Source organism: Streptomyces sp. NPDC048278, assembly GCF_040652195.1.
Lineage (GTDB): Bacteria > Actinomycetota > Actinomycetes > Streptomycetales > Streptomycetaceae > Streptomyces.
This window is the reverse complement of record NZ_JBEZLP010000021.1, coordinates 167,456-185,125: the sequence shown is the minus strand read 5'-3', so window position 1 is coordinate 185,125 and position 17,670 is coordinate 167,456. Positions and strand designations below refer to the sequence as shown.

15 protein-coding genes and 1 rRNA gene are annotated in these 17,670 nt (G+C 72.9%); 12 read left to right on the top strand and 4 right to left on the bottom strand.

Features of this window, described 5'->3' with window-relative positions:
- The 3 genes from rrf to AB0D74_RS31535 form a co-directional block, all read left to right on the top strand.
- A 5S ribosomal RNA gene (gene rrf, locus AB0D74_RS31545) occupies positions 1-105 on the top strand; the annotation flags it as partial.
- 150 nt (positions 106-255) lie between these two features.
- Positions 256-1,491 carry a hypothetical protein gene (locus AB0D74_RS31540; protein ID WP_362594566.1) on the top strand — a complete coding sequence of 412 codons (1,236 nt, stop codon included), beginning with the start codon at positions 256-258 and terminating at the stop codon, positions 1,489-1,491.
- Positions 1,383-2,261 carry a tetratricopeptide repeat protein gene (locus AB0D74_RS31535; RefSeq protein WP_362594564.1) on the top strand — a complete coding sequence of 293 codons (879 nt, stop codon included), beginning with the start codon at positions 1,383-1,385 and terminating at the stop codon, positions 2,259-2,261. Before AB0D74_RS31540 ends, AB0D74_RS31535 begins: the two co-directional genes overlap by 109 nt.
- 153 nt (positions 2,262-2,414) lie before the next feature.
- Here the strand turns inward: AB0D74_RS31535 and AB0D74_RS31530 are convergent, their stop codons facing one another.
- Positions 2,415-3,698: a DUF1015 domain-containing protein gene (locus tag AB0D74_RS31530; protein WP_362594548.1), complete on the bottom strand. Its 1,284-nt coding sequence runs from the start codon at positions 3,696-3,698 to the stop codon at positions 2,415-2,417.
- A 94-nt stretch (positions 3,699-3,792) separates the two neighbouring features.
- Between AB0D74_RS31530 and AB0D74_RS31525 the strand changes: the two genes are divergently transcribed.
- The 4 genes from AB0D74_RS31525 to AB0D74_RS31510 all read left to right on the top strand — a co-directional run bounded on the left by AB0D74_RS31525 (position 3,793) and on the right by AB0D74_RS31510 (position 7,852).
- The gene (locus tag AB0D74_RS31525) at positions 3,793-4,821 is read left to right on the top strand and encodes an HAD-IIA family hydrolase (protein ID WP_362594546.1); all 1,029 of its coding nucleotides are present in this window, start codon (positions 3,793-3,795) and stop codon (positions 4,819-4,821) included.
- 96 nt (positions 4,822-4,917) lie between these two features.
- Entirely contained in the window at positions 4,918-5,961 is a 1,044-nt protein-coding gene (locus AB0D74_RS31520) for an iron chelate uptake ABC transporter family permease subunit (protein WP_362594544.1), read from the top strand.
- A gap of 8 nt (positions 5,962-5,969) precedes the next feature.
- Positions 5,970-7,007, top strand: coding sequence for an iron chelate uptake ABC transporter family permease subunit (locus AB0D74_RS31515; RefSeq protein WP_362594542.1), 1,038 nt, complete (start codon positions 5,970-5,972; stop codon positions 7,005-7,007).
- Positions 7,004-7,852 (top strand): ABC transporter ATP-binding protein, encoded by an 849-nt coding sequence (locus AB0D74_RS31510; RefSeq protein WP_362594540.1) that lies wholly within the window; start codon positions 7,004-7,006, stop codon positions 7,850-7,852. The genes AB0D74_RS31515 and AB0D74_RS31510 overlap by 4 nt, the downstream gene beginning before the upstream one ends.
- On the opposite strand, the gene AB0D74_RS31505 is transcribed toward AB0D74_RS31510, so the two are convergent.
- Complete coding sequence (locus AB0D74_RS31505; protein ID WP_362594538.1) at positions 7,836-8,183, bottom strand: sterol-binding protein; 348 nt, start codon at positions 8,181-8,183, stop codon at positions 7,836-7,838. The two genes, AB0D74_RS31510 and AB0D74_RS31505, sit on opposite strands and share 17 nt — an antisense overlap.
- A gap of 42 nt (positions 8,184-8,225) precedes the next feature.
- On the opposite strand from AB0D74_RS31505, the gene AB0D74_RS31500 reads away from it, so the two are divergent.
- The 5 genes from AB0D74_RS31500 (at position 8,226) to AB0D74_RS31480 (ending at position 13,688) form a co-directional block, all read left to right on the top strand.
- On the top strand, positions 8,226-8,576 hold the full coding sequence (locus AB0D74_RS31500) for a hypothetical protein (protein ID WP_362594536.1): 351 nt from the start codon (positions 8,226-8,228) through the stop codon (positions 8,574-8,576).
- A gap of 7 nt (positions 8,577-8,583) precedes the next feature.
- Positions 8,584-9,399 (top strand): TlyA family RNA methyltransferase, encoded by an 816-nt coding sequence (locus tag AB0D74_RS31495; protein ID WP_362594534.1) that lies wholly within the window; start codon positions 8,584-8,586, stop codon positions 9,397-9,399.
- A complete protein-coding gene (locus AB0D74_RS31490) occupies positions 9,396-10,301 on the top strand; it encodes an NAD kinase (protein WP_362594532.1) in 906 nt (301 codons plus the stop codon). The genes AB0D74_RS31495 and AB0D74_RS31490 overlap by 4 nt, the downstream gene beginning before the upstream one ends.
- Positions 10,302-10,463: 162 nt before the next feature.
- Complete coding sequence (recN, locus tag AB0D74_RS31485) at positions 10,464-12,191, top strand: DNA repair protein RecN (RefSeq protein ID WP_362594562.1); 1,728 nt, start codon at positions 10,464-10,466, stop codon at positions 12,189-12,191.
- Positions 12,192-12,551: 360 nt separating this feature from the next.
- A complete protein-coding gene (locus AB0D74_RS31480) occupies positions 12,552-13,688 on the top strand; it encodes a glycosyltransferase family 4 protein (protein WP_362594530.1) in 1,137 nt (378 codons plus the stop codon).
- 38 nt (positions 13,689-13,726) lie between these two features.
- Here the strand turns inward: AB0D74_RS31480 and AB0D74_RS31475 are convergent, their stop codons facing one another.
- On the bottom strand, positions 13,727-15,370 hold the full coding sequence (locus tag AB0D74_RS31475) for a PucR family transcriptional regulator (RefSeq protein ID WP_362594528.1): 1,644 nt from the start codon (positions 15,368-15,370) through the stop codon (positions 13,727-13,729).
- 76 nt (positions 15,371-15,446) lie between these two features.
- Positions 15,447-17,249, bottom strand: a complete 1,803-nt coding sequence (locus tag AB0D74_RS31470) for a glycoside hydrolase family 15 protein (protein WP_362594560.1) — start codon at positions 17,247-17,249, stop codon at positions 15,447-15,449.
- Positions 17,250-17,670 lie beyond the last annotated feature (421 nt).

Here is a 17,670-nt window from a genome sequence, read left to right as displayed (position 1 = left end):
AGCGTGAGGGAAACGCCCGGTTACATTCCGAACCCGGAAGCTAAGCCTTACAGCGCCGATGGTACTGCAGGGGGGACCCTGTGGGAGAGTAGGACGCCGCCGAGCAATCTTTGGAGGACCCCTGGTCCCAGCGTTCAGCTGGGACCAGGGGTCCTTTTGTTTTTACAATGCTTGCGGTACCGAAGACAGGAGTCGCCATGTCCACCAACTCTCCCGACGACCGACCGGAGCGCGACCAGCGGCGACGGGACAGTGGTGACCGCAACGACCGTGGGAATCGCGGTGGTTACGGCCGCCGCGATGACAACCGCACCGGTGGCGGCGGCGGTTACGGGCGTCGTGACGACAACCGTGGTGGCGGCGGCTATGCCCGTCGGGACGACCGTCGTGATGACAACCGCCGTGATGACAACCGCGGCGGAGGTGCTGGCGGTTACGGGCGTCGTGACGACAACCGTGGCGGTGGCGGTGGCGGCGGCGGTTATGGCCGGCGTGATGACAGCCGTGGTTCTCGTCCGGGGTTCCAGCGTGACGATCGGGGTGGCGACCGGGGTGGTTACGGGCGTCGTGACGACCGTGACCGCGGTCCCCGTCGCGATGACCGTGGGGATCGCCCCGCGTTCCGCCGTGACGACCGTCGCGATGATCGCAGGGACGATCGGCGCGATGACCGTGGCGACCGTCCTGCTTTCCGGCGTGACGACCGCGACAATCGTGGCGCAGGTGCTGGCGGTTACGGCCGTCGTGACGACAACCGTGGCGGCGGTGGTGGCGGCTACGGTCGGCGTGATGACAGCCGTGGTTCTCGTCCGGGGTTCCAGCGTGACGATCGGGGTGGCGACCGGGGTGGTTACGGGCGTCGTGACGACCGTGACCGCGGTCCCCGTCGCGATGACCGTGGGGATCGCCCCGCGTTCCGTCGCGATGACCGCCGTGACGACCGCAGGGACGACCGCAGGGACGACCGTCGCGATGACCGTGGCGACCGTCCTGCTTTCCGGCGTGACGACCGCGACGACCGCAGTGGCTACGGGCGTCGTGATGACCGTCGTGACGACAACCGCGGTGGTGGCGGTGGTGGCGGTTACGGTCGGCGTGATGACAGCCGTGGTTCTCGTCCGGGGTTCCAGCGTGACGACCGGGGTGGCGACCGGGGTGGTTACGGACGTCGGGACGACCGTGACCGCGGTCCCCGTCGCGATGACACCCGTGGCGGTGGCGGTGGCGGTGGCGGCTACGGCCGGCGCGACGACAACCGCGGCGGGGGGTACCGCGGCCGTGACGACCGCAGGGACGACCGGCGCGACGACCGTCGTGACGACCGGCGCGGCGGTGGCCGCTTCCGTGACGAGCGGGACCGGGACCGTGAGCCGATCAAGCGCCTGCCGATCCCGGAGGACGTCACCGGCGACGAGATCGACAAGGACGTACGGCAGGAGCTGCAGAGCCTGCCCAAGACGCTCGCGGAGGACGTCGCCAAGAACCTGGTGATGGTCGCCCGGCTCATCGACGACGACCCCGAGGGTGCGTACGGCTACTCCAGGGTGGCCCTGCGGCTGGCTTCCCGTGTCGCAGCCGTCCGGGAGGCGGCCGGGTTCGCCGCTTACGCGAACCAGAAGTACGCCGAGGCGCTCGCCGAGTTCCGGGCCGCGCGGCGCATGACCGGCACCGTCGACCTGTGGCCGGTGATGGCCGACTGCGAGCGTGGACTCGGTCGGCCGGAGAAGGCGCTGGACATGGCAGGCGCCCCCGACGTGCACAAGCTCGACAAGGCCGGCCAGGTCGAGATGCGGCTCGTCGCCGCCGGCGCCCGGCGTGACATGGGGCAGCTGGACGCGGCGATCGTGACGCTGCAGAGCCCCGAGCTGGCCTCCAGCTCCGTACAGCCGTGGACCGCGCGGCTGCGGTACGCCTACGCGGACGCCCTGCTCGCCGCCGGGCGTGCCGACGAGGCGCGGGAGTGGTTCGCGAAAGCCGTCGAGGCCGACCGGGACGGCAGCACGGACGCCTCCGACCGCCTGGCCGAGATGGACGGTGTCGAGTTCGTCGACGCCCTCGACGAGGAGGACTCCGAGGAGGCTCCCGAAGAGACCGAGACCGAGACCGAGACCGTGACGGCGACGGAGATCGAGCCCGAGGCCGAGCCCGAGGCGGCGGCCACGGACGAGCTCGATGCCGAGCCCGACGTCGAAGCCGACTCCGACGCCGAGCCCAAGGCCGAGCCCAAGGCCGAATCCGACGCCGACGGCGAGCGGGACTGAGCTCGGAGACCGGTTGTCCGAGTGACGGACAGAGGGCAGGCCCCGATCGGGGTCTGCCCTTTTTCTGTTCCCCGTGTTCCCCGTGTTCTCTGGGTTCTCTGGGTTCTCTGGGTTCTCTGGGTTCTCCGTGTTCTCTGTGGCTCCGGCAGGCCCTCAGACGTCGAGCGCCCGCAGTACCAGCCCCGATGCCGGCTTCGGGCCGAACGACGTCGACTTGCGGGGCATCGTCACGCCCTGGCGGGCCAGGTCGCGGACGACCTCCTCGCGGACCGGGTGCAGGAGCACGGCCGTACCGCCGTCGCGTTCGGCCTTGGCGACCGTCGCCGCGGTGTCGTGGATGTACGCGATGTGCGCGGGCGAGTCCTCGGGGATGCGCCAGACGTGGTCGAGGAGCGTGGCGTGCAGGACGGTGGCGTCCAGGGTGCGCCAGGCGGCCGGGCGCTCGTCGGGGATCGTCCGGGTCAGGAGGTCCGGGTCCGGGCGGTCGATGAGATGGAACGCGCCGTCGCCGGCCAGCAGGAACGCGTTGCCGGCGCAGGCGGCGTCCGCCAGTGCCTCCTGGGCCGCCGGCAGGGGGACGTCGAGCCGTCGTACCCGGAACAGGCCCTTGACGTGCTCCAGCGCCTCCGCCACCGGCAGACCGTGCAGCAGGCGGTGGATGGCGCGGACGCGCAGCGGGTAGCGGGCGGTGTCGACGAGGAGGACCAGGCCGTAGTCCCAGGGGCTGGGAGAGGGATGCTCCGCGCGTAGACGCAGGTAGGTCGCCCAGCGATGGTGGCCGTCGGCGATCAGGGCCTGGCGGTGGGCCAGGTCGGCCTGGACGAGGGAGACCTCCGCGGGGTCGGTGATCGACCAGAGGCGGTGGTGGAAGCCGTCCTCCGTGGTGGTGGCGAGGAGCGGGGTGCGGTCGGCCACCGTGTCGATGACCTCCGCGGCTGCGCCGTTGCCCCGGTAGGTCAGCAGCAGGGGTTCGAGGTTCGCCGAGGTGGCCCGCATCAGGGCCGCGCGGTCGGCGACGACCGGGGGCATGACCTCCTCGTGCGGCAGGACCACGCCCTCGGACGGTTCCGAGACCCGCAGGGCGCCGATGACACCGCGCTGGAGCAGGCCGTTCCCGTCGTGCTGTTCGTAGACGTACAGGCCCGGTTCGGGATCCGCGGCGAGGATGCCCTCGGCCTGCCAGCGGTGCAGGGTGTCGGCCGCCTGTTCGGTACCGGCGCTGGGGGTACCTGCCTGGGGGAGGATGAGGCGGACGATGTTGTGCGGGTCGGCGGACTGGAGATGGTGTACGCCGTCGGGGCGTACGACGACGTCGTACGGCGGGGAGGTGACGGCGGCCAAACTGCCGACCCGGTCCGGGTCGTAGCGAAGGCCTCGGAACGGGGTGAGTTCCAGGCCTCGGCGCTCCGTTGCTTCCGAGTGACCTGCAGTGTTCATCCCGGCATCGTACGTGTGTCAGTGGCGTGCGGGATGATCGACGGTGAAACGCGGGCGGACGAAGAGTGACGAGGAGTGACGAGGAGCGATGGGGATGAGCCAGGGCGTCAGGACTGGTCCCGAGGGCAGCGGACAGGCCCTGAGCACGGCGTACGACACGGCGCTGCTCGATCTGGACGGGGTGGTGTACGCGGGCGGCAGTGCGATCGCGCACGCTGTGGAGTCGCTGGAGGTCGCCCGGGCGGGCGGCATGCGTCTGGCGTACGTCACCAACAACGCGCTCCGGACGCCGGACGCGGTGGCCGGGCATCTCAGCGAGCTGGGCATCCCGACGGGGCCCGACGAGGTCATCACCTCGGCGCAGGCGGTCGCGCGGCTGATCAGCGAGCAGGTGCCGGCCGGGGCACGGGTGCTGGTGATCGGCGGCGAGGGGTTGCGGGTCGCGCTGCGGGAGCGGGGCCTTGAGCCGGTGGAGTCCGCCGACGACGATCCGGCGGCCGTGGTGCAGGGCTACGGCGGCCCGGATCTGACCTGGGGGCGGTTCGCCGAGGCGTCGTACGCCGTCGCGCGCGGGGTGCCGTGGTTCGCGTCCAACACCGATCTGACGATCCCGAGCGGGCGTGGGATCGCGCCGGGCAACGGCGCGGCGGTGGCGGTGGTCCGGATCGCGACCGGCGCGGAGCCGCAGGTGGCGGGCAAGCCGCTGCCGCCGATGCACCGGGAGACGATCCTGCGGACGGGTGCGGAGCGGCCGTTGGTGGTCGGGGACCGGCTGGACACCGACATCGAGGGCGCGTTCAACGGCGGGGTCGACTCGCTGCTCGTGCTGACCGGGGTCACCGACGGCCGGCAGCTGCTCGCCGCGCCGCCGCAGCACCGGCCGACCTATGTCGACGCCGATCTGCGCGGGCTGCTCACCGGGCAGCCGGAGGTCACGGCGGACGGCGACGGCTTCCGGTGCGGTGGCTGGACGGCGACGGCGGCTGCCGACCGGCTGGAGCTGGCGGGCGACGGCGAGGCGCTCGACGGGCTGCGGGCGCTGTGCGCGGCGGCCTGGACGGCGGCCGGCGAGGGCGCCTGTGAGCTGGACGGGGGCAAGTCGCTGGCGCGGCTGGGGCTCTGAGGCCCCGGCACCGGGCGGGGACCTGTCCGCATCGGCACCGGGGCTCACGGGGACACGGCATCGAGGCGCGATGCGAGGGTAGGCTAACCTAACCTCGTGTTGGTCGACAGTCCCCCCGAACAGCGCGCGGGCGCCGCTCCCGCGCCCCCGACCCGTCGGGCGATCCGGGCCTTCGGGCTCCTCGTCTCCGTCGTGATCCTGCTGCTCGTCGCCTTGGCGAGCATCGCGATCGGGGCGAAACAACTGCCCCTGGACCAGGTCTGGCACGGCCTGTTCCACGACACGGGTACGTACGGCGACGTCGTCGTCGGCACGCGGCTTTCGCGGACCGTCCTCGGCCTGCTGGCCGGTGCCGCCCTCGGCCTGTCGGGGGCGGTGCTCCAGGCGCTCACCCGCAACCCGCTCGCCGACCCGGGACTGCTCGGCATCAACGCGGGAGCGTCGGCCGCGGTGGTCACCGCCATCACCTACTTCGGCGTCAGCACCCTCAGCGGTTATGTGTGGTTCGCGTTCCTCGGGGCGGCCGTGGTGGGCGCACTGGTGTGGTTCCTGGGCGGCAGCCGGGGCGCCACGCCCGTCCGGCTGGCACTCGCCGGTACGGCGATCAGCGCCGCGCTCTACGGCTACCTCCAGGCCGTGATGATCACGGACGACGCGGCGCTGAACAAGCTGCGGTTCTGGACGGTGGGTTCGCTGGCCTCGGCGAACAACTCGACGATCCTTCAGGTGCTGCCGTTCCTCGTGGCCGGCGCGCTGCTCGCCCTGGGCCTGGCCCGGCCGCTGAACGCGGTGGCGATGGGCGACGACACCGCCCGGGCCCTCGGCGCCCATCTGGGCCGCACGCGGGCCCTCGCCATGCTCGCGGCCACCGTGCTGTGCGGCGCGGCCACCGCCGCCTGCGGCCCGATCGCCTTCGTCGGCCTGATGGTCCCGCACGTCGTGCGCTCGTTCACCGGCCCCGACCTGCGCTGGATCCTGCCGTACGCGACGGTCCTGTCGCCCGTGCTGCTGCTCGGCGCCGATGTCGTCGGCCGGATCGTGGCCCGCCCCGCGGAGCTCCAGGTCGGCATCGTCACCGCGGTCGTCGGCGGCCCTGTCTTCATTCTTCTCGTACGACGGCGGAGGACGGCCCAGCTGTGAGGACCGCTGTGAAGACCACACGTACTCTGCGCACCCCCGGCGGGCTCTCCCTGCGGGCGGACCTGCGCGCGCTGGCCGTGGTGGCCGCGCTGCTGCTGGCCGCGTCCGCGGCGAGCGTCGTGCTGATCGGCACCGGCGACTTCCCGATCTCCTTCGGCGACGTGGTGAAGACCCTGCTCGGGAGCGGCACCGCCGGGCAGGAGTTCATCGTCAACGACCTGCGGCTGCCCCGGGTCCTGGTCGGTCTGCTGGTCGGTGCCTCGCTGGGCCTCGGCGGCGCGCTGTTCCAGGCGATCTCCCGCAACCCGCTGGGCAGCCCGGACGTCCTGGGCCTCTCCCAGGGCGCCACGTCCGGCGCGCTCGTCGTGATCGTGCTGATGTCCGGGAGCGCCGCCCAGGTCACCGTCGGCGCCCTGATCGGCGGTCTGCTGACCGGTCTCGCCATCTATCTGCTCGCCTGGAAGCAGGGCGTGCACGGCTATCGGCTGGTCCTGGTCGGTATCGGCGTCTCCGCGATCGTCACCGCCGTCAACGGCTATCTGCTCACCAAGGCCGACCTGGTGGACGCGGCCCGCGCGGTCGTCTGGATGACCGGTTCCCTCGACGGCCGGGACTGGAGCCAGGTCTGGCCGCTGCTCGCGCTGTGCGCCGTGCTCGTCCCGCTGGTCCTCGCCAATGCGCGGGGCCTGCGGATGATGGAGATGGGCGACGACGTGTCGAACGCCCTCGGGGTACGGGTCGAGCGGGTCCGGATGCTGCTGATGGTGGCCGCCGTCCTGCTGACCGCGGCTGCCACCGCCGCAGCGGGCCCCGTCAGCTTCGTGGCGCTCACCGCGCCCCAGCTGGCCCGCCGCCTCACCCGCTCGCCCGGCCCCAACCTGCTGCCCTCCCTCTGCATGGGCGCCACCCTCCTGGTCACCGCCGACTGGGCCTCGCAGCGCGCCTTCGGCTCCGACCAGCTGCCCGTGGGCGTGGTCACCGGCGTCCTCGGCGGTGTCTATCTGCTGTGGCTGCTCGTCACCGAGCGCAAGGCGGGCCGGATATGAGCGCGCCACCCACCGGCACGACGAACAACCCGAGGAGCACCGTGAACCGCCTGTCCGCCGAGAACGTCACCCTCGCTTACGACCAGCGCGTCATCGCCGAGCAGCTGTCGGTGGAGATCCCCGACAGCTCCTTCACGGTGATCGTCGGACCCAACGCCTGCGGCAAGTCGACGCTCCTGCGCGCGCTGTCCCGGATGCTCAGGCCGAGTGCGGGCCGGGTGCTCCTTGACGGCCAGGTCATCCAGTCGATGCCCGCGAAGAAGGTCGCCCGCACCCTCGGCCTGCTCCCGCAGTCCTCCGTCGCACCCGACGGCATCACCGTCGGCGACCTGGTCGGCCGCGGCCGGTACCCGCACCAGGGCATCCTGCGCCAGTGGTCCGCCGAGGACGAGCGGGTCGTCCAGGAGTCCATGGCGCAGACCGGGGTCGCCGAGCTCGCCGACCGGTACGTCGACGAACTCTCCGGCGGCCAGCGCCAGCGCGTCTGGATCGCCATGGCGCTCGCCCAGCAGACCCCGCTGCTGCTTCTCGACGAGCCGACCACCTACCTGGACATCCAGCACCAGATCGACGTCCTCGACCTGTGCGCCGAACTCCACGAGGAGCAGGGCCGGACGCTGGTCGCCGTCCTGCACGACCTCAACCACGCGGCCCGCTACGCCACGCACCTCATCGCGCTCAGGGACGGCCGGGTCGTCGCGGAGGGCGCCCCGAACGACGTCGTCACCGCCGAGCTGGTCGAGGAGGTGTTCGGGCTGCGCTGTCAGATCATCGACGACCCGGAGACGGGGACCCCGCTGGTGGTGCCGGCGGCCCGCAGGGCGCGGGTCACAGCAGCTTCCTGAGCCGGAACAGGTCCAGCAGGTTCGCCTCCAGCTTCACCCGGCCCGAACCCCAGGCCCCGGCGAAGTTCAGCTCACCGTCGACCAGGGCCACCAGGTCGTCGCCGGCCATGGCGAGTCCGATCTGCGCCTTCTCCCGCGGCGGCCCGGGGAACGTCTCCTCGACCTCGATCCGGCCGCCGGTGAGCCGGCCGGCGAAGGTGACGTCCAGGTCGGTGATGTGGCAGCTCACCGTGCGGTCCATGGCGGCAGCCGCGCGGACGCCGCCCTCGGCGCCGCCCATGCTGTGCGAGAGCTTGTCGAGTGCGGCGCGGCACTCCTCGATCGTGGCCATCGCGATCGACGGTACCCCAGGGCTTCGATGTAGCGTCGGGGCATGACCGACTCTGCGCCCGAAGGCCTGGTGGCGGCCCCGGCGACGGGGGCCGAGGAAGTGGCCGCCGTCGAACCCGAGTACGACGCCGCCGCGCCCGCCCCGCTGGACGTCCCCCGCACCCCCACCGGCGACGCCGAGGTCGACGCACAGCTCGACCGGCTGGCCGACGCCGACCACCTCGCCACGGACGGCCACCTTGAGGTGTACGAGGATGTACACCGGGGGCTGCGCGACGCGCTGACCGCGCTCGACACCCGCCCCGGACCCCCGGGACCTTCGGGCCCCCCGGCGCCGGCACCGCCGAGCGCCGGCCGGCCGCCCGCACCGTCGTACCACCAGAGCAGGAGCTGAACCCACCGTGGCAGGAGTCGCACGTCGCCGTCTGGACGCGGAGCTGGTCCGCCGGAAGCTGGCGCGCTCGCGCGAGCACGCCAGCCAGCTGATCGCCGCCGGGCGGGTCACCGTCGGCAAGGCCGTCGCGACCAAGCCGGCCACCCAGGTGGAGACCGCCGCCGCCATCGTCGTCCAGTCCAACGACAGCGATCCCGAGTACGTGTCGCGGGGCGGCCACAAGCTCGCCGGCGCGCTGGCGGCGTTCGTCCCGCAGGGGCTCGTGGTCCAGGGACGGCGGGCGCTGGACGCCGGTGCGTCGACCGGCGGCTTCACCGATGTGCTGCTGCGCGCGGGGGCCGCGCACGTCGTCGCGGTCGACGTCGGATACGGCCAACTCGCGTGGTCTCTGCAGAGCGATGAACGCGTCACCGTCAAGGACCGTACGAACGTACGCGAGTTGACGCTTGAAGCGATCGATGGGGAGCCTGTGGATCTTGTCGTGGGTGATCTGTCCTTCATCCCGCTCGGGCTGGTGCTGCCGGCCCTTGCGCGGTGTGTGAAGCCGGACGCCGACCTGGTGATGATGGTCAAGCCGCAGTTCGAGGTGGGCAAGGAGAGGCTGGGCAGCGGAGGAGTGGTACGGAGTCCGCAGCTGCGGGCGGAGGCCGTGCGGGGGGTTGCCGAGAAGGCGTGGGAGCTGGGGCTCGGGGTGAACGGTGTCACCGCCAGTCCGCTGCCCGGGCCGTCCGGCAACGTCGAGTACTTTCTGTGGCTGCGGGCCGGCGCACCCGAGTTGGATCCGGCCGACGTTGACCGTGCAGTGGCGGAGGGGCCGCGTTGACACAGAACCGAGCTCGTACTGTTTTCCTGCTGGCCCACACCGGGCGGCCCGCGGCGATCCGCAGCGCCGAACTCGTGGTGAAGGGGCTGCTGGCGGCCGGAGTCGGCGTACGGGTCCTGGATTTCGAGGCCGAGGACCTGCCGCTGCCCGACGAGGTCGAACTCGTCGAGGAGGCTTCGCCGCACAGCCTCGACGGCTGCGAACTGCTGATCGTGCTCGGCGGTGACGGGACGCTGCTGCGCGGCGCCGAGTTCGCGCGCGCCTCCGGGGTGCCGATGCTCGGCGTCAACCTCGGGAGCGTCGGGTTCCTCGCGGAGGCCGAGCGGGACGACCTCGACAAGGTCGTCGACCGGGTGGTGAGCAAGGCGTACGAGGTCGAGGAGCGGATGACCGTCGACGTCGTCGTGCACCGCAACGGGGACATCGTGCACACCGACTGGGCGCTGAACGAGGCGGCCGTGCAGAAGGCGGGCGCCGAGAAGCTCCTCGAAGTGGTGCTGGAGATCGACGGGCGGCCGGTGACCGGGTTCGGCTGCGACGGGATCGTCCTGTCGACGCCGACCGGGTCGACCGCCTACGCGTTCTCCGCTGGCGGGCCGGTGGTGTGGCCGGAGGTGGAGGCGCTGCTGATGGTGCCGATCTCCGCGCACGCGCTGTTCGCGAAGCCGCTCGTGACGTCGCCGGACTCGGTGCTTGCGGTGGAGGTGCTCCCGCACATCCAGCCGGGCGTCCTGTGGTGCGACGGGCGGCGGACCGTCGAGCTGCCGCCGGGGGCGCGGGTGGAGGTACGCCGAGGGGCCGTGCCGGTGCGGCTGGCGCGGCTGCATCACGCGTCGTTCACGGACCGCCTAGTGGCGAAGTTCGCGCTGCCGGTGTCCGGGTGGCGGGGGGCGCCGCACTAGCGGTTCGTGGGGAGTGGCCGGGGAGCTTCGGCGGCTGCGGGTGATTCGTGGCTTGTCGCGCAGTTCCCCGCGCCCCTTCAGGGAGGGACACCCGCCCGAGTGACAAGGGCACCTCGCACTTCTCGGCCCGGACCTCGTAAGGTCTTCCCCGTGCTGGAAGAAATGCGGATACGGTCCCTCGGAGTGATCGACGACGCCGTCGTCGAGTTGTCGCCGGGGTTCACGGCCGTCACCGGTGAGACCGGTGCGGGCAAGACCATGGTGGTCACCAGCCTGGGGCTGCTGCTCGGCGGGCGGGCCGATCCCGCGCTCGTGCGGATCGGGTCCGAGAAGGCGGTCGTCGAGGGACGGGTCACCGTGCCTGCCGGAGCCTCGGCGGCCGTACGGGCCGAGGAGGCCGGTGCCGAGCTGGACGACGGGGCGCTGCTGATCAGCCGTACCGTTTCCGCCGAGGGGCGCTCGCGGGCGCACCTGGGCGGGCGGAGCGTGCCCGTGGGACTGCTCGCCGACCTCGCGGACGACCTGGTGGCCGTGCACGGGCAGACCGACCAGCAGGGGCTGCTGAAGCTGTCCCGGCAGCGGCAGGCCCTCGACCGGTACGCGGGCGACGGGGTCGCCGTGCCGCTGGCCAAGTACGGCGAGGCCTACCGGCGGCTGCGGGCTGTGGCCGTCGAGCTGGAGGAGATCGTCACGCGCGCGCGTGAGCGGGCCCAGGAGGCCGACATGCTGCGCTACGGGCTCGACGAGATCGCCGGGGTGGAGCCGAGGGCGGGCGAGGACGTCGAGCTCGCCGAGGAGGCGGAGCGGCTCGGGCACGCCGAGGCGCTGTCGTCCGCCGCGACCGCCGCGCACTCCGCGCTCGCGGGCAACCCCGAGGACCCCGAGGGCATCGACGCGGCCACGCTCGTCGCGGGCGCCCACCGGGCCCTGGAGGCCGTACGGTCGCACGACCCGGCGCTCGCCGCGCTCGCCGACCGGATCGGCGAGGTCGGGATCCTGCTGGGCGACGTGGCGGGCGAACTGGCCGGGTACGCCGACGACCTGGACGCCGACCCGCTGCGGCTCGCGGCCGTCGAGGAGCGGCGCGCCGCGCTCACCGCGCTCACCCGCAAGTACGGCCAGTACGGCGACGGCATCGACGCCGTGCTGACCTGGGCCGAGCAGGGCGCCGCGCGGCTCACCGAACTCGACGGCGACGACGAGCGGATCGACGAGCTGACCGCCGAACGGGACGCCCTGCGGACGGAACTGGGCGGTCTCGCCCAGGCCTTGACCGACGCGCGCACGGAGGCCGCCGAACGCTTCGCCGCCGCCGTCACCGCCGAACTGGGCTCGCTCGCGATGCCCCACGCGCGCGTGTCCTTCGCCATCCGGCAGACCGAGGACCCGGAGGGCGTGGAGGTCGGCGGCCGGGCGGTGGCCTACGGCCCGGCGGGCGCGGACGAGGTCGAACTGCTCCTCGCCCCACACCCGGGCGCCCCGCCCCGCCCCATCGCCAAGGGCGCGTCCGGCGGTGAGCTGTCCCGCGTGATGCTCGCCGTGGAGGTCGTCTTCGCGGGCACCGACCCGGTCCCGACGTACCTCTTCGACGAGGTCGACGCCGGTGTGGGCGGCAAGGCGGCGGTGGAGATCGGACGGCGGCTGGCCAAGCTCGCCAAGTCCGCGCAGGTGGTCGTCGTCACCCACCTCCCTCAGGTCGCCGCCTTCGCCGACCGCCAGTTGCTGGTCGAGAAGACCAACGACGGCACGGTCACCCGGTCCGGCGTGAAGGTCCTGGAGGGCGAGGAGCGGGTACGGGAGCTGTCCCGCATGCTGGCCGGCCAGGAGGACTCGGAGACGGCACGCGCCCACGCCGAGGAACTGCTGGCGACGGCACGCGCGGACCGCTGACGCGTCGCTGACCGAGGGGGCGGGTGGCGGAGCGCCACCCGCCCCGCCACCGTTTCCCGCCTCGCCGTCGTTTCCCCGCCCCACTGTCGTTCGCCCGGTCGGCCGGAAACCGTCGGCCACGTTTCCTCTCGTTCGTCCCCGTCGGCGTTTTCGTCACCCTCCCGGGTGATACGGTCCGGCGCATTGCCCCGGCCCGCCTCGGTATGTGCCTTCTCGGAATACGCGGAACACCGTTGCGTGCTGGCATCCTTGAGAGGGACACCGTGTCCGGGGGAGGCGCGCGCGGTGATGCCCTCGGCCCCGATACCTTCTGTACGTTCCCCCGTGACCGCCCCACGCCGAACCAGGAGCCCCGGCCGCGTGAGCCCCGTGAGCAGCAACGCACCGCACGGTCAGTCGCCGCTGCGCACCGTGCAGGTGCTGGGCGGTGGCAACGCCGGCAGCAGTGTGCACGTGCGTTCGCTGGCCGCCGGCCTCGTCGCGCGGGGCGTGCGGGTCACGGTGTGCGCCCCCGTCGAGGCCGATCACGCCTATGGCTTCACGGACGTCGGCGCCGACCACGTGCACGTGCCGCGCAGCAGCGACCCGGGATCGGTCGCGGCACTCCGCGCGGCCTGCACGGACGCCGACCTGGTGCACGCCCACGGCCTGCACGCCTCCTTCCGCGCCGCGCTGGCGCTGAGCGGTCGCAGCACCCCGCTCGTCGTCACCTGGCACAACCGGGCGCACGCCGAGGGCGCCCGGGCGCATCTGCTGCGGATGCTGGAGCGGCGGGTGGTGCGGGCCGCCGCCGTGGTGCTCGGGACCACCTCCGACCTGGTGGACCGGGCCCGCCGTACCGGTGCCAGGGACGCCCGGCTCGCCGCCGTGGCGCTGCCCGGCCCGCAGCGGCCCGCGGACCAGGACGAGACGGAGCTGCTGCGGCCCAAGGTCCGCGCCGAACTCGGCGCCATGGGACGGCCGTTGCTCATCGCCGTCGGCTCACTCGACCGGCATCGCGGCTACGACCACCTGCTGGACGCGGCGCGTGCCTGGTGCCGGCTCGATCCCGTACCGCTCCTCGTCATCGCCGGCGAGGGGCCGCTGCGCCCGGCGTTGCAGCGGCGGATCGAGGACGAGGAGCTGCCCGTGCGGCTGATCGGGCGCCGCGACGACGTCACCGAGCTGCTCGCCGCCGCCGATCTGGCGCTGCTGCCCAGCAGTTGGGAGTCCCGCTCGGTCCTCGCCCAGGAGGCCCTGCACGCGCGCGTGCCGCTCGTCGCGACCGCCGTCGGCGGTGTCCCCGACCTGGTGGGGGACGCGGCCGAGCTGGTCGCGTACGGCGACGCACGGGCCCTCGCCGCCGCCGTCGTACGCCTGCTGGACGATCCCGAGCGCTGTGCGGAGCTGCGCGAGCGGGGTGCCCGGCAGGCGGCGAGCTGGCCCACGGAGGACGAGACCGTGGCCCAAGTGCTCAGCGTGTACGACGAGTTGACGCAGCCCCGGCCTCTTCCGTAAATCCCTGCCGGATGCCCCGTGCCCCGTGCCCCGGGGCTCTAGGGCACGTGCCGGCGGGCCCGCAGGGCCAGGCTCAACGCCATGACCACCTGCGGGTCGTCGAGGTCGGTGCCCAGCAACTCCCCGATGCGGGCGAGGCGGTTGTAGAGGGTCTGCCGGTTGAGGTGGAGTTCCCGGGCCGTCTCCGCCTTGCGGCCGGCGTGCGCCAGGTAGGTCTCCAGCGTCGGCAGCAGCGGCGGCCTGGAGCGGCGGTCGTGGTCGCGCAGCGGGCCGATCGCGCGGTCGACGAAGGCCGCCAGGTCGGGATGGTCGCGCAGCCGCCACAGCAGGAGGTCGATGTCGAGGCGGCGGGCATCGTACCAGGGCCGGTCGGAGAGGCCCTGGGCGGCCGTCGCCGTCTCGGCCGCGTGCCGCAGGCCCGCCGAAGCCGCCGCCCAGCCGCCGGCCGCGCCGACCACCACGACCGGGGGAGCGGCTCCGGGGCGCTGCATCCCGGCCCGTTCCACCCCCGCCCTGAGCGCCGCCGCGACCCGGTCCGCGACCGTCGTCCGCTCCGCCTCCGCACGCAGGCCCAGGAGCAGCGGGACGCGGCCCTCGACCGGTCGTACGCCCAGCAGGACGGGCACGCCCACGGCGGCCAGCTCCTCGCCGACCGCGCGGGCCAGCACGGCCCAGCCGCCGCCGGGGGACAGGGAGTCGCCGACCCGCATGACCATCGGCAGCAGCGGGCTGCCGCCGGGCTTGAAGCCGAGGACCCGGGCCTGGGCCGGGGCGTCCTCCGCGGTGATGCGGCCCTCGGCGAGGTCGGTCAGGAAGTCGCCGCGCCCGCGGGCCGCCAGTTCCTCCTCCTGACGGGCCTGCATCAGGACGACGGCCAGGATGCCGGCGGCGCGTTCGGCGGCGATGCGGTGCACGGGCGTGAGCGGGCCGCGCACGGGCAGCAGGACCAGCCGGGCCCGCACCGATCCCGCCCCCGGGCCGCCGCCCGGCACGTCCACCAGTACCGCCCCGGCCGACGGCTGCGCGTCCTTGCGCTGGCCGCGCAGCCCCTCCCACACCTGGAGCGGATCGGCACCCTCTGGGCCCGCCCCGGCGGCGTACAGAAGCTGCCCGTCCGCGGTCTCCAGGAAGACCGGGTTGCCGGCGAAGTCGGCCAGGATGGCCAGCACCTGGGGGACCCCGCCGCCGCCCAGCAGGGCCTCGGTGCAGCGGCGGTGCACCTCCTCGGCGCGCTGGAGGAGGGTGTAGTGGTGGTTGACGATCTCGGTGTGGATCTCCTCCGTCACCGTCACGAACGGCACCTCGCGGTGCAGCACCACCAGCGGCAGCCCGGTCGTCCGGGCGGTGTCGACGAGGGTGGCGGGCAGCTGGGAGAAACGCGCGCCCAGCTCCACCACGAGGGCGGCGATGCCCCGCTCGGCGAGCGTGCGCACGAACGCCCGCTGCTCGGCGGGGCGGGTGCCCAGGCCGTAGCCGGTGGTCAGCAGGAGCTCGCCGCCCTTCAGCAGCGAGGCGATGTTCGGCACCTCGCCCGCGTGCACCCAGCGCACGGTGCGGCTCAGCCGGTCGGCGCCCGCCAGGATCTCCGGCAGCCCGCTGCGCAGCCCGGGCAGCTCCAGTGCCCGCTGCACGGTGATCCCGGCGCCCTGGGTGTCGGGTCCACTGCCCCTACCGCTGTCCATGGAGCGGACGCTACCTGGGCGAACGCCTCCGCGGCACCCTCGCCCGCGGCCGGCGGCGTCCGCCCGCCCCCGGCGGCTATCCCCCGTACGCCCCGGAAGCCGTGAGGCGCAGCGCGGTGTCGATCAGCGGCACGTGACTGAACGCCTGCGGGAAGTTCCCCACCTGCCGCTTCAGCCGCGGATCCCACTCCTCCGCCAGCAGGCCGAGGTCGTTGCGGAGCGCGAGGAGCTTCTCGAACAGCTTGCGGGCCTCGTCGACGCGCCCGATCATCGCGAGGTCGTCGGCCATCCAGAACGAGCAGGCCAGGAAGGCCCCCTCGTCGCCCGGCAGGCCGTCCACGCCCTCCTCGCCGCCCGAGGTCGGGTAGCGCAGGATGAAGCCGTCCGAGGTGGACAGCTCGCGCTGGATCGCCTCGATGGTGCCGATGACCCGCTTGTCGTCCGGGGGCAGGAACCCCATCTGGGGGATCAGCAGCAGCGACGCGTCCAGCTCCTGCGAGCCGTAGGACTGGGTGAAGGTGTTGCGCTCCTTGTCGTAGCCGCGCTCGCAGACGTCCCGGTGGATGTCGTCGCGCAGCTCCTTCCAGCGCTCCAGCGGGCCGTCCGCGTCCCCGGACTCGATCAGCTTGATGGTGCGGTCGACGGCGACCCAGGCCATCACCTTGGAGTGCACGAAGTGCCGGCGCGGCCCGCGCACCTCCCAGATGCCCTCGTCGGGCTCGTCCCAGTGGTCCTCCAGGTAGCGGATGAGCTTGAGCTGGAGGAGGGAGGCGTAGTCGTTGCGGGCGAGTCCCGTCATGTGGGCCAGGTGCAGGGCTTCGGTGACCTCGCCGTAGACGTCCAGCTGGAGCTGGTGGGCGGCGCCGTTGCCGACCCGGACCGGCGCGGAGTTCTCGTAGCCGGGCAGCCAGTCCAGTTCGGCCTCGCCCAGCTCCCGCTCGCCCGCGATGCCGTACATGATCTGCAGGTTCTCGGGGTCGCCCGCGACCGCGCGCAGCAGCCACTCGCGCCAGGCGCGGGCCTCCTCGCGGTAGCCGGTGCGCAGCAGGGAGGACAGGGTGATGGCCGCGTCGCGGAGCCAGGTGTAGCGGTAGTCCCAGTTGCGGACGCCGCCGATGTCCTCCGGGAGCGAGGTGGTCGGCGCGGCGACGATGCCGCCGGTGGGGGCGTAGGTGAGGGCCTTGAGGGTGATCAGCGAGCGGATCACGGCCTCGCGGTACGGGCCGTGGTACGTGCAGTGCTCGACCCACTCCCGCCAGAAGTCCTCGGTCGCCTGAAGCGACTGCTCCGGCTCCGGCAGCGCGGGCGGCTGCTTGTGCGAGGGCTCCCAGGAGATCGTGAACGCGATCCGGTCGCCCGGGGCCACCGTGAAGTCCGCGTACGTGGTCAGCGCCTTGCCGTAGGTCTCGGCCTCCGTGTCGAACCACACCGAGTCGGGGCCCGCGACGGCGACCGTACGGCCGTCGTGCTTGTGCACCCAGGGGACGACCCGGCCGTAGGAGAACCGCATGCGCAGCACCGAGCGCATCGGCACCCGGCCGGTGACGCCCTCGACGATGCGGATCAGCTGGGGCGCGCCGTCACGCGGGGGCATGAAGTCGGTGACCCGGACCGTGCCCCGCGGGGTGTCCCACTCGGACTCCAGGATCAGCGAGTCGCCCCGGTAGGTGCGGCGCGCCGCGGTCGGGGGCTCGGAGTCGGCGGCGTGCGCCGGGCCGAGCCGCCAGAAGCCGTGTTCCTCGGTGCCGAGCAGACCGGCGAAGATGGCATGCGAGTCGAAGCGGGGCAGGCACAGCCAGTCGACTGTGCCGTCCCGGCAGACCAGGGCAGCGGTCTGCATGTCTCCGATGAGTGCGTAGTCTTCGATGCGCCCGGCCACGTGCAACTCCAGTCGAACGGCCACGTCACCCCCCAGGCAGAAGGGGGCTGTCGCTAGTGCGGTCAAGGGGGGTTGTTGTTGTACGTCGTTGAGCGGTGAAGCAAAGCAGCCCGCCCTGCCCTGAGGCAAAACGACAGTCATAGCTCAACGAACTGCCGAGCTCTCGTTGTTCCGGGGGTTACGGGCGGGGGTGTGCCGTTATTCCGGCCGGGCTCGGCAGCGAGTGTCCGAGCAGGATACGACGCACGTAGATGATCTGCGTGCCGCTCCGAGCAACCCGTGTGGGCCGAACGGGTGAGCCCTGGGTGAAAAGCGGGTAAGGCAGGCCCCAAGTCCGTGCCGACGTGTGTACGGAGCGTGGCCGGAAGCCATCTCTCCGCGGCGCTGATACCCTGGTAGCCCGTGGACCGGTGGGCACGAA

Coding starts and splice junctions, on each gene's coding strand:
- AB0D74_RS31530 (WP_362594548.1), bottom strand. CDS start 3,698: ATGAACACTGCAGGTCACTCGGAAGCAACGGAGCGCCGAGGCCTGGAA.
- AB0D74_RS31525 (WP_362594546.1), top strand. CDS start 3,793: ATGAGCCAGGGCGTCAGGACTGGTCCCGAGGGCAGCGGACAGGCCCTG.
- AB0D74_RS31510 (WP_362594540.1), top strand. CDS start 7,004: ATGAGCGCGCCACCCACCGGCACGACGAACAACCCGAGGAGCACCGTG.
- AB0D74_RS31505 (WP_362594538.1), bottom strand. CDS start 8,183: ATGGCCACGATCGAGGAGTGCCGCGCCGCACTCGACAAGCTCTCGCAC.
- AB0D74_RS31500 (WP_362594536.1), top strand. CDS start 8,226: ATGACCGACTCTGCGCCCGAAGGCCTGGTGGCGGCCCCGGCGACGGGG.
- recN (WP_362594562.1), top strand. CDS start 10,464: ATGCGGATACGGTCCCTCGGAGTGATCGACGACGCCGTCGTCGAGTTG.
- AB0D74_RS31475 (WP_362594528.1), bottom strand. CDS start 15,370: ATGGACAGCGGTAGGGGCAGTGGACCCGACACCCAGGGCGCCGGGATC.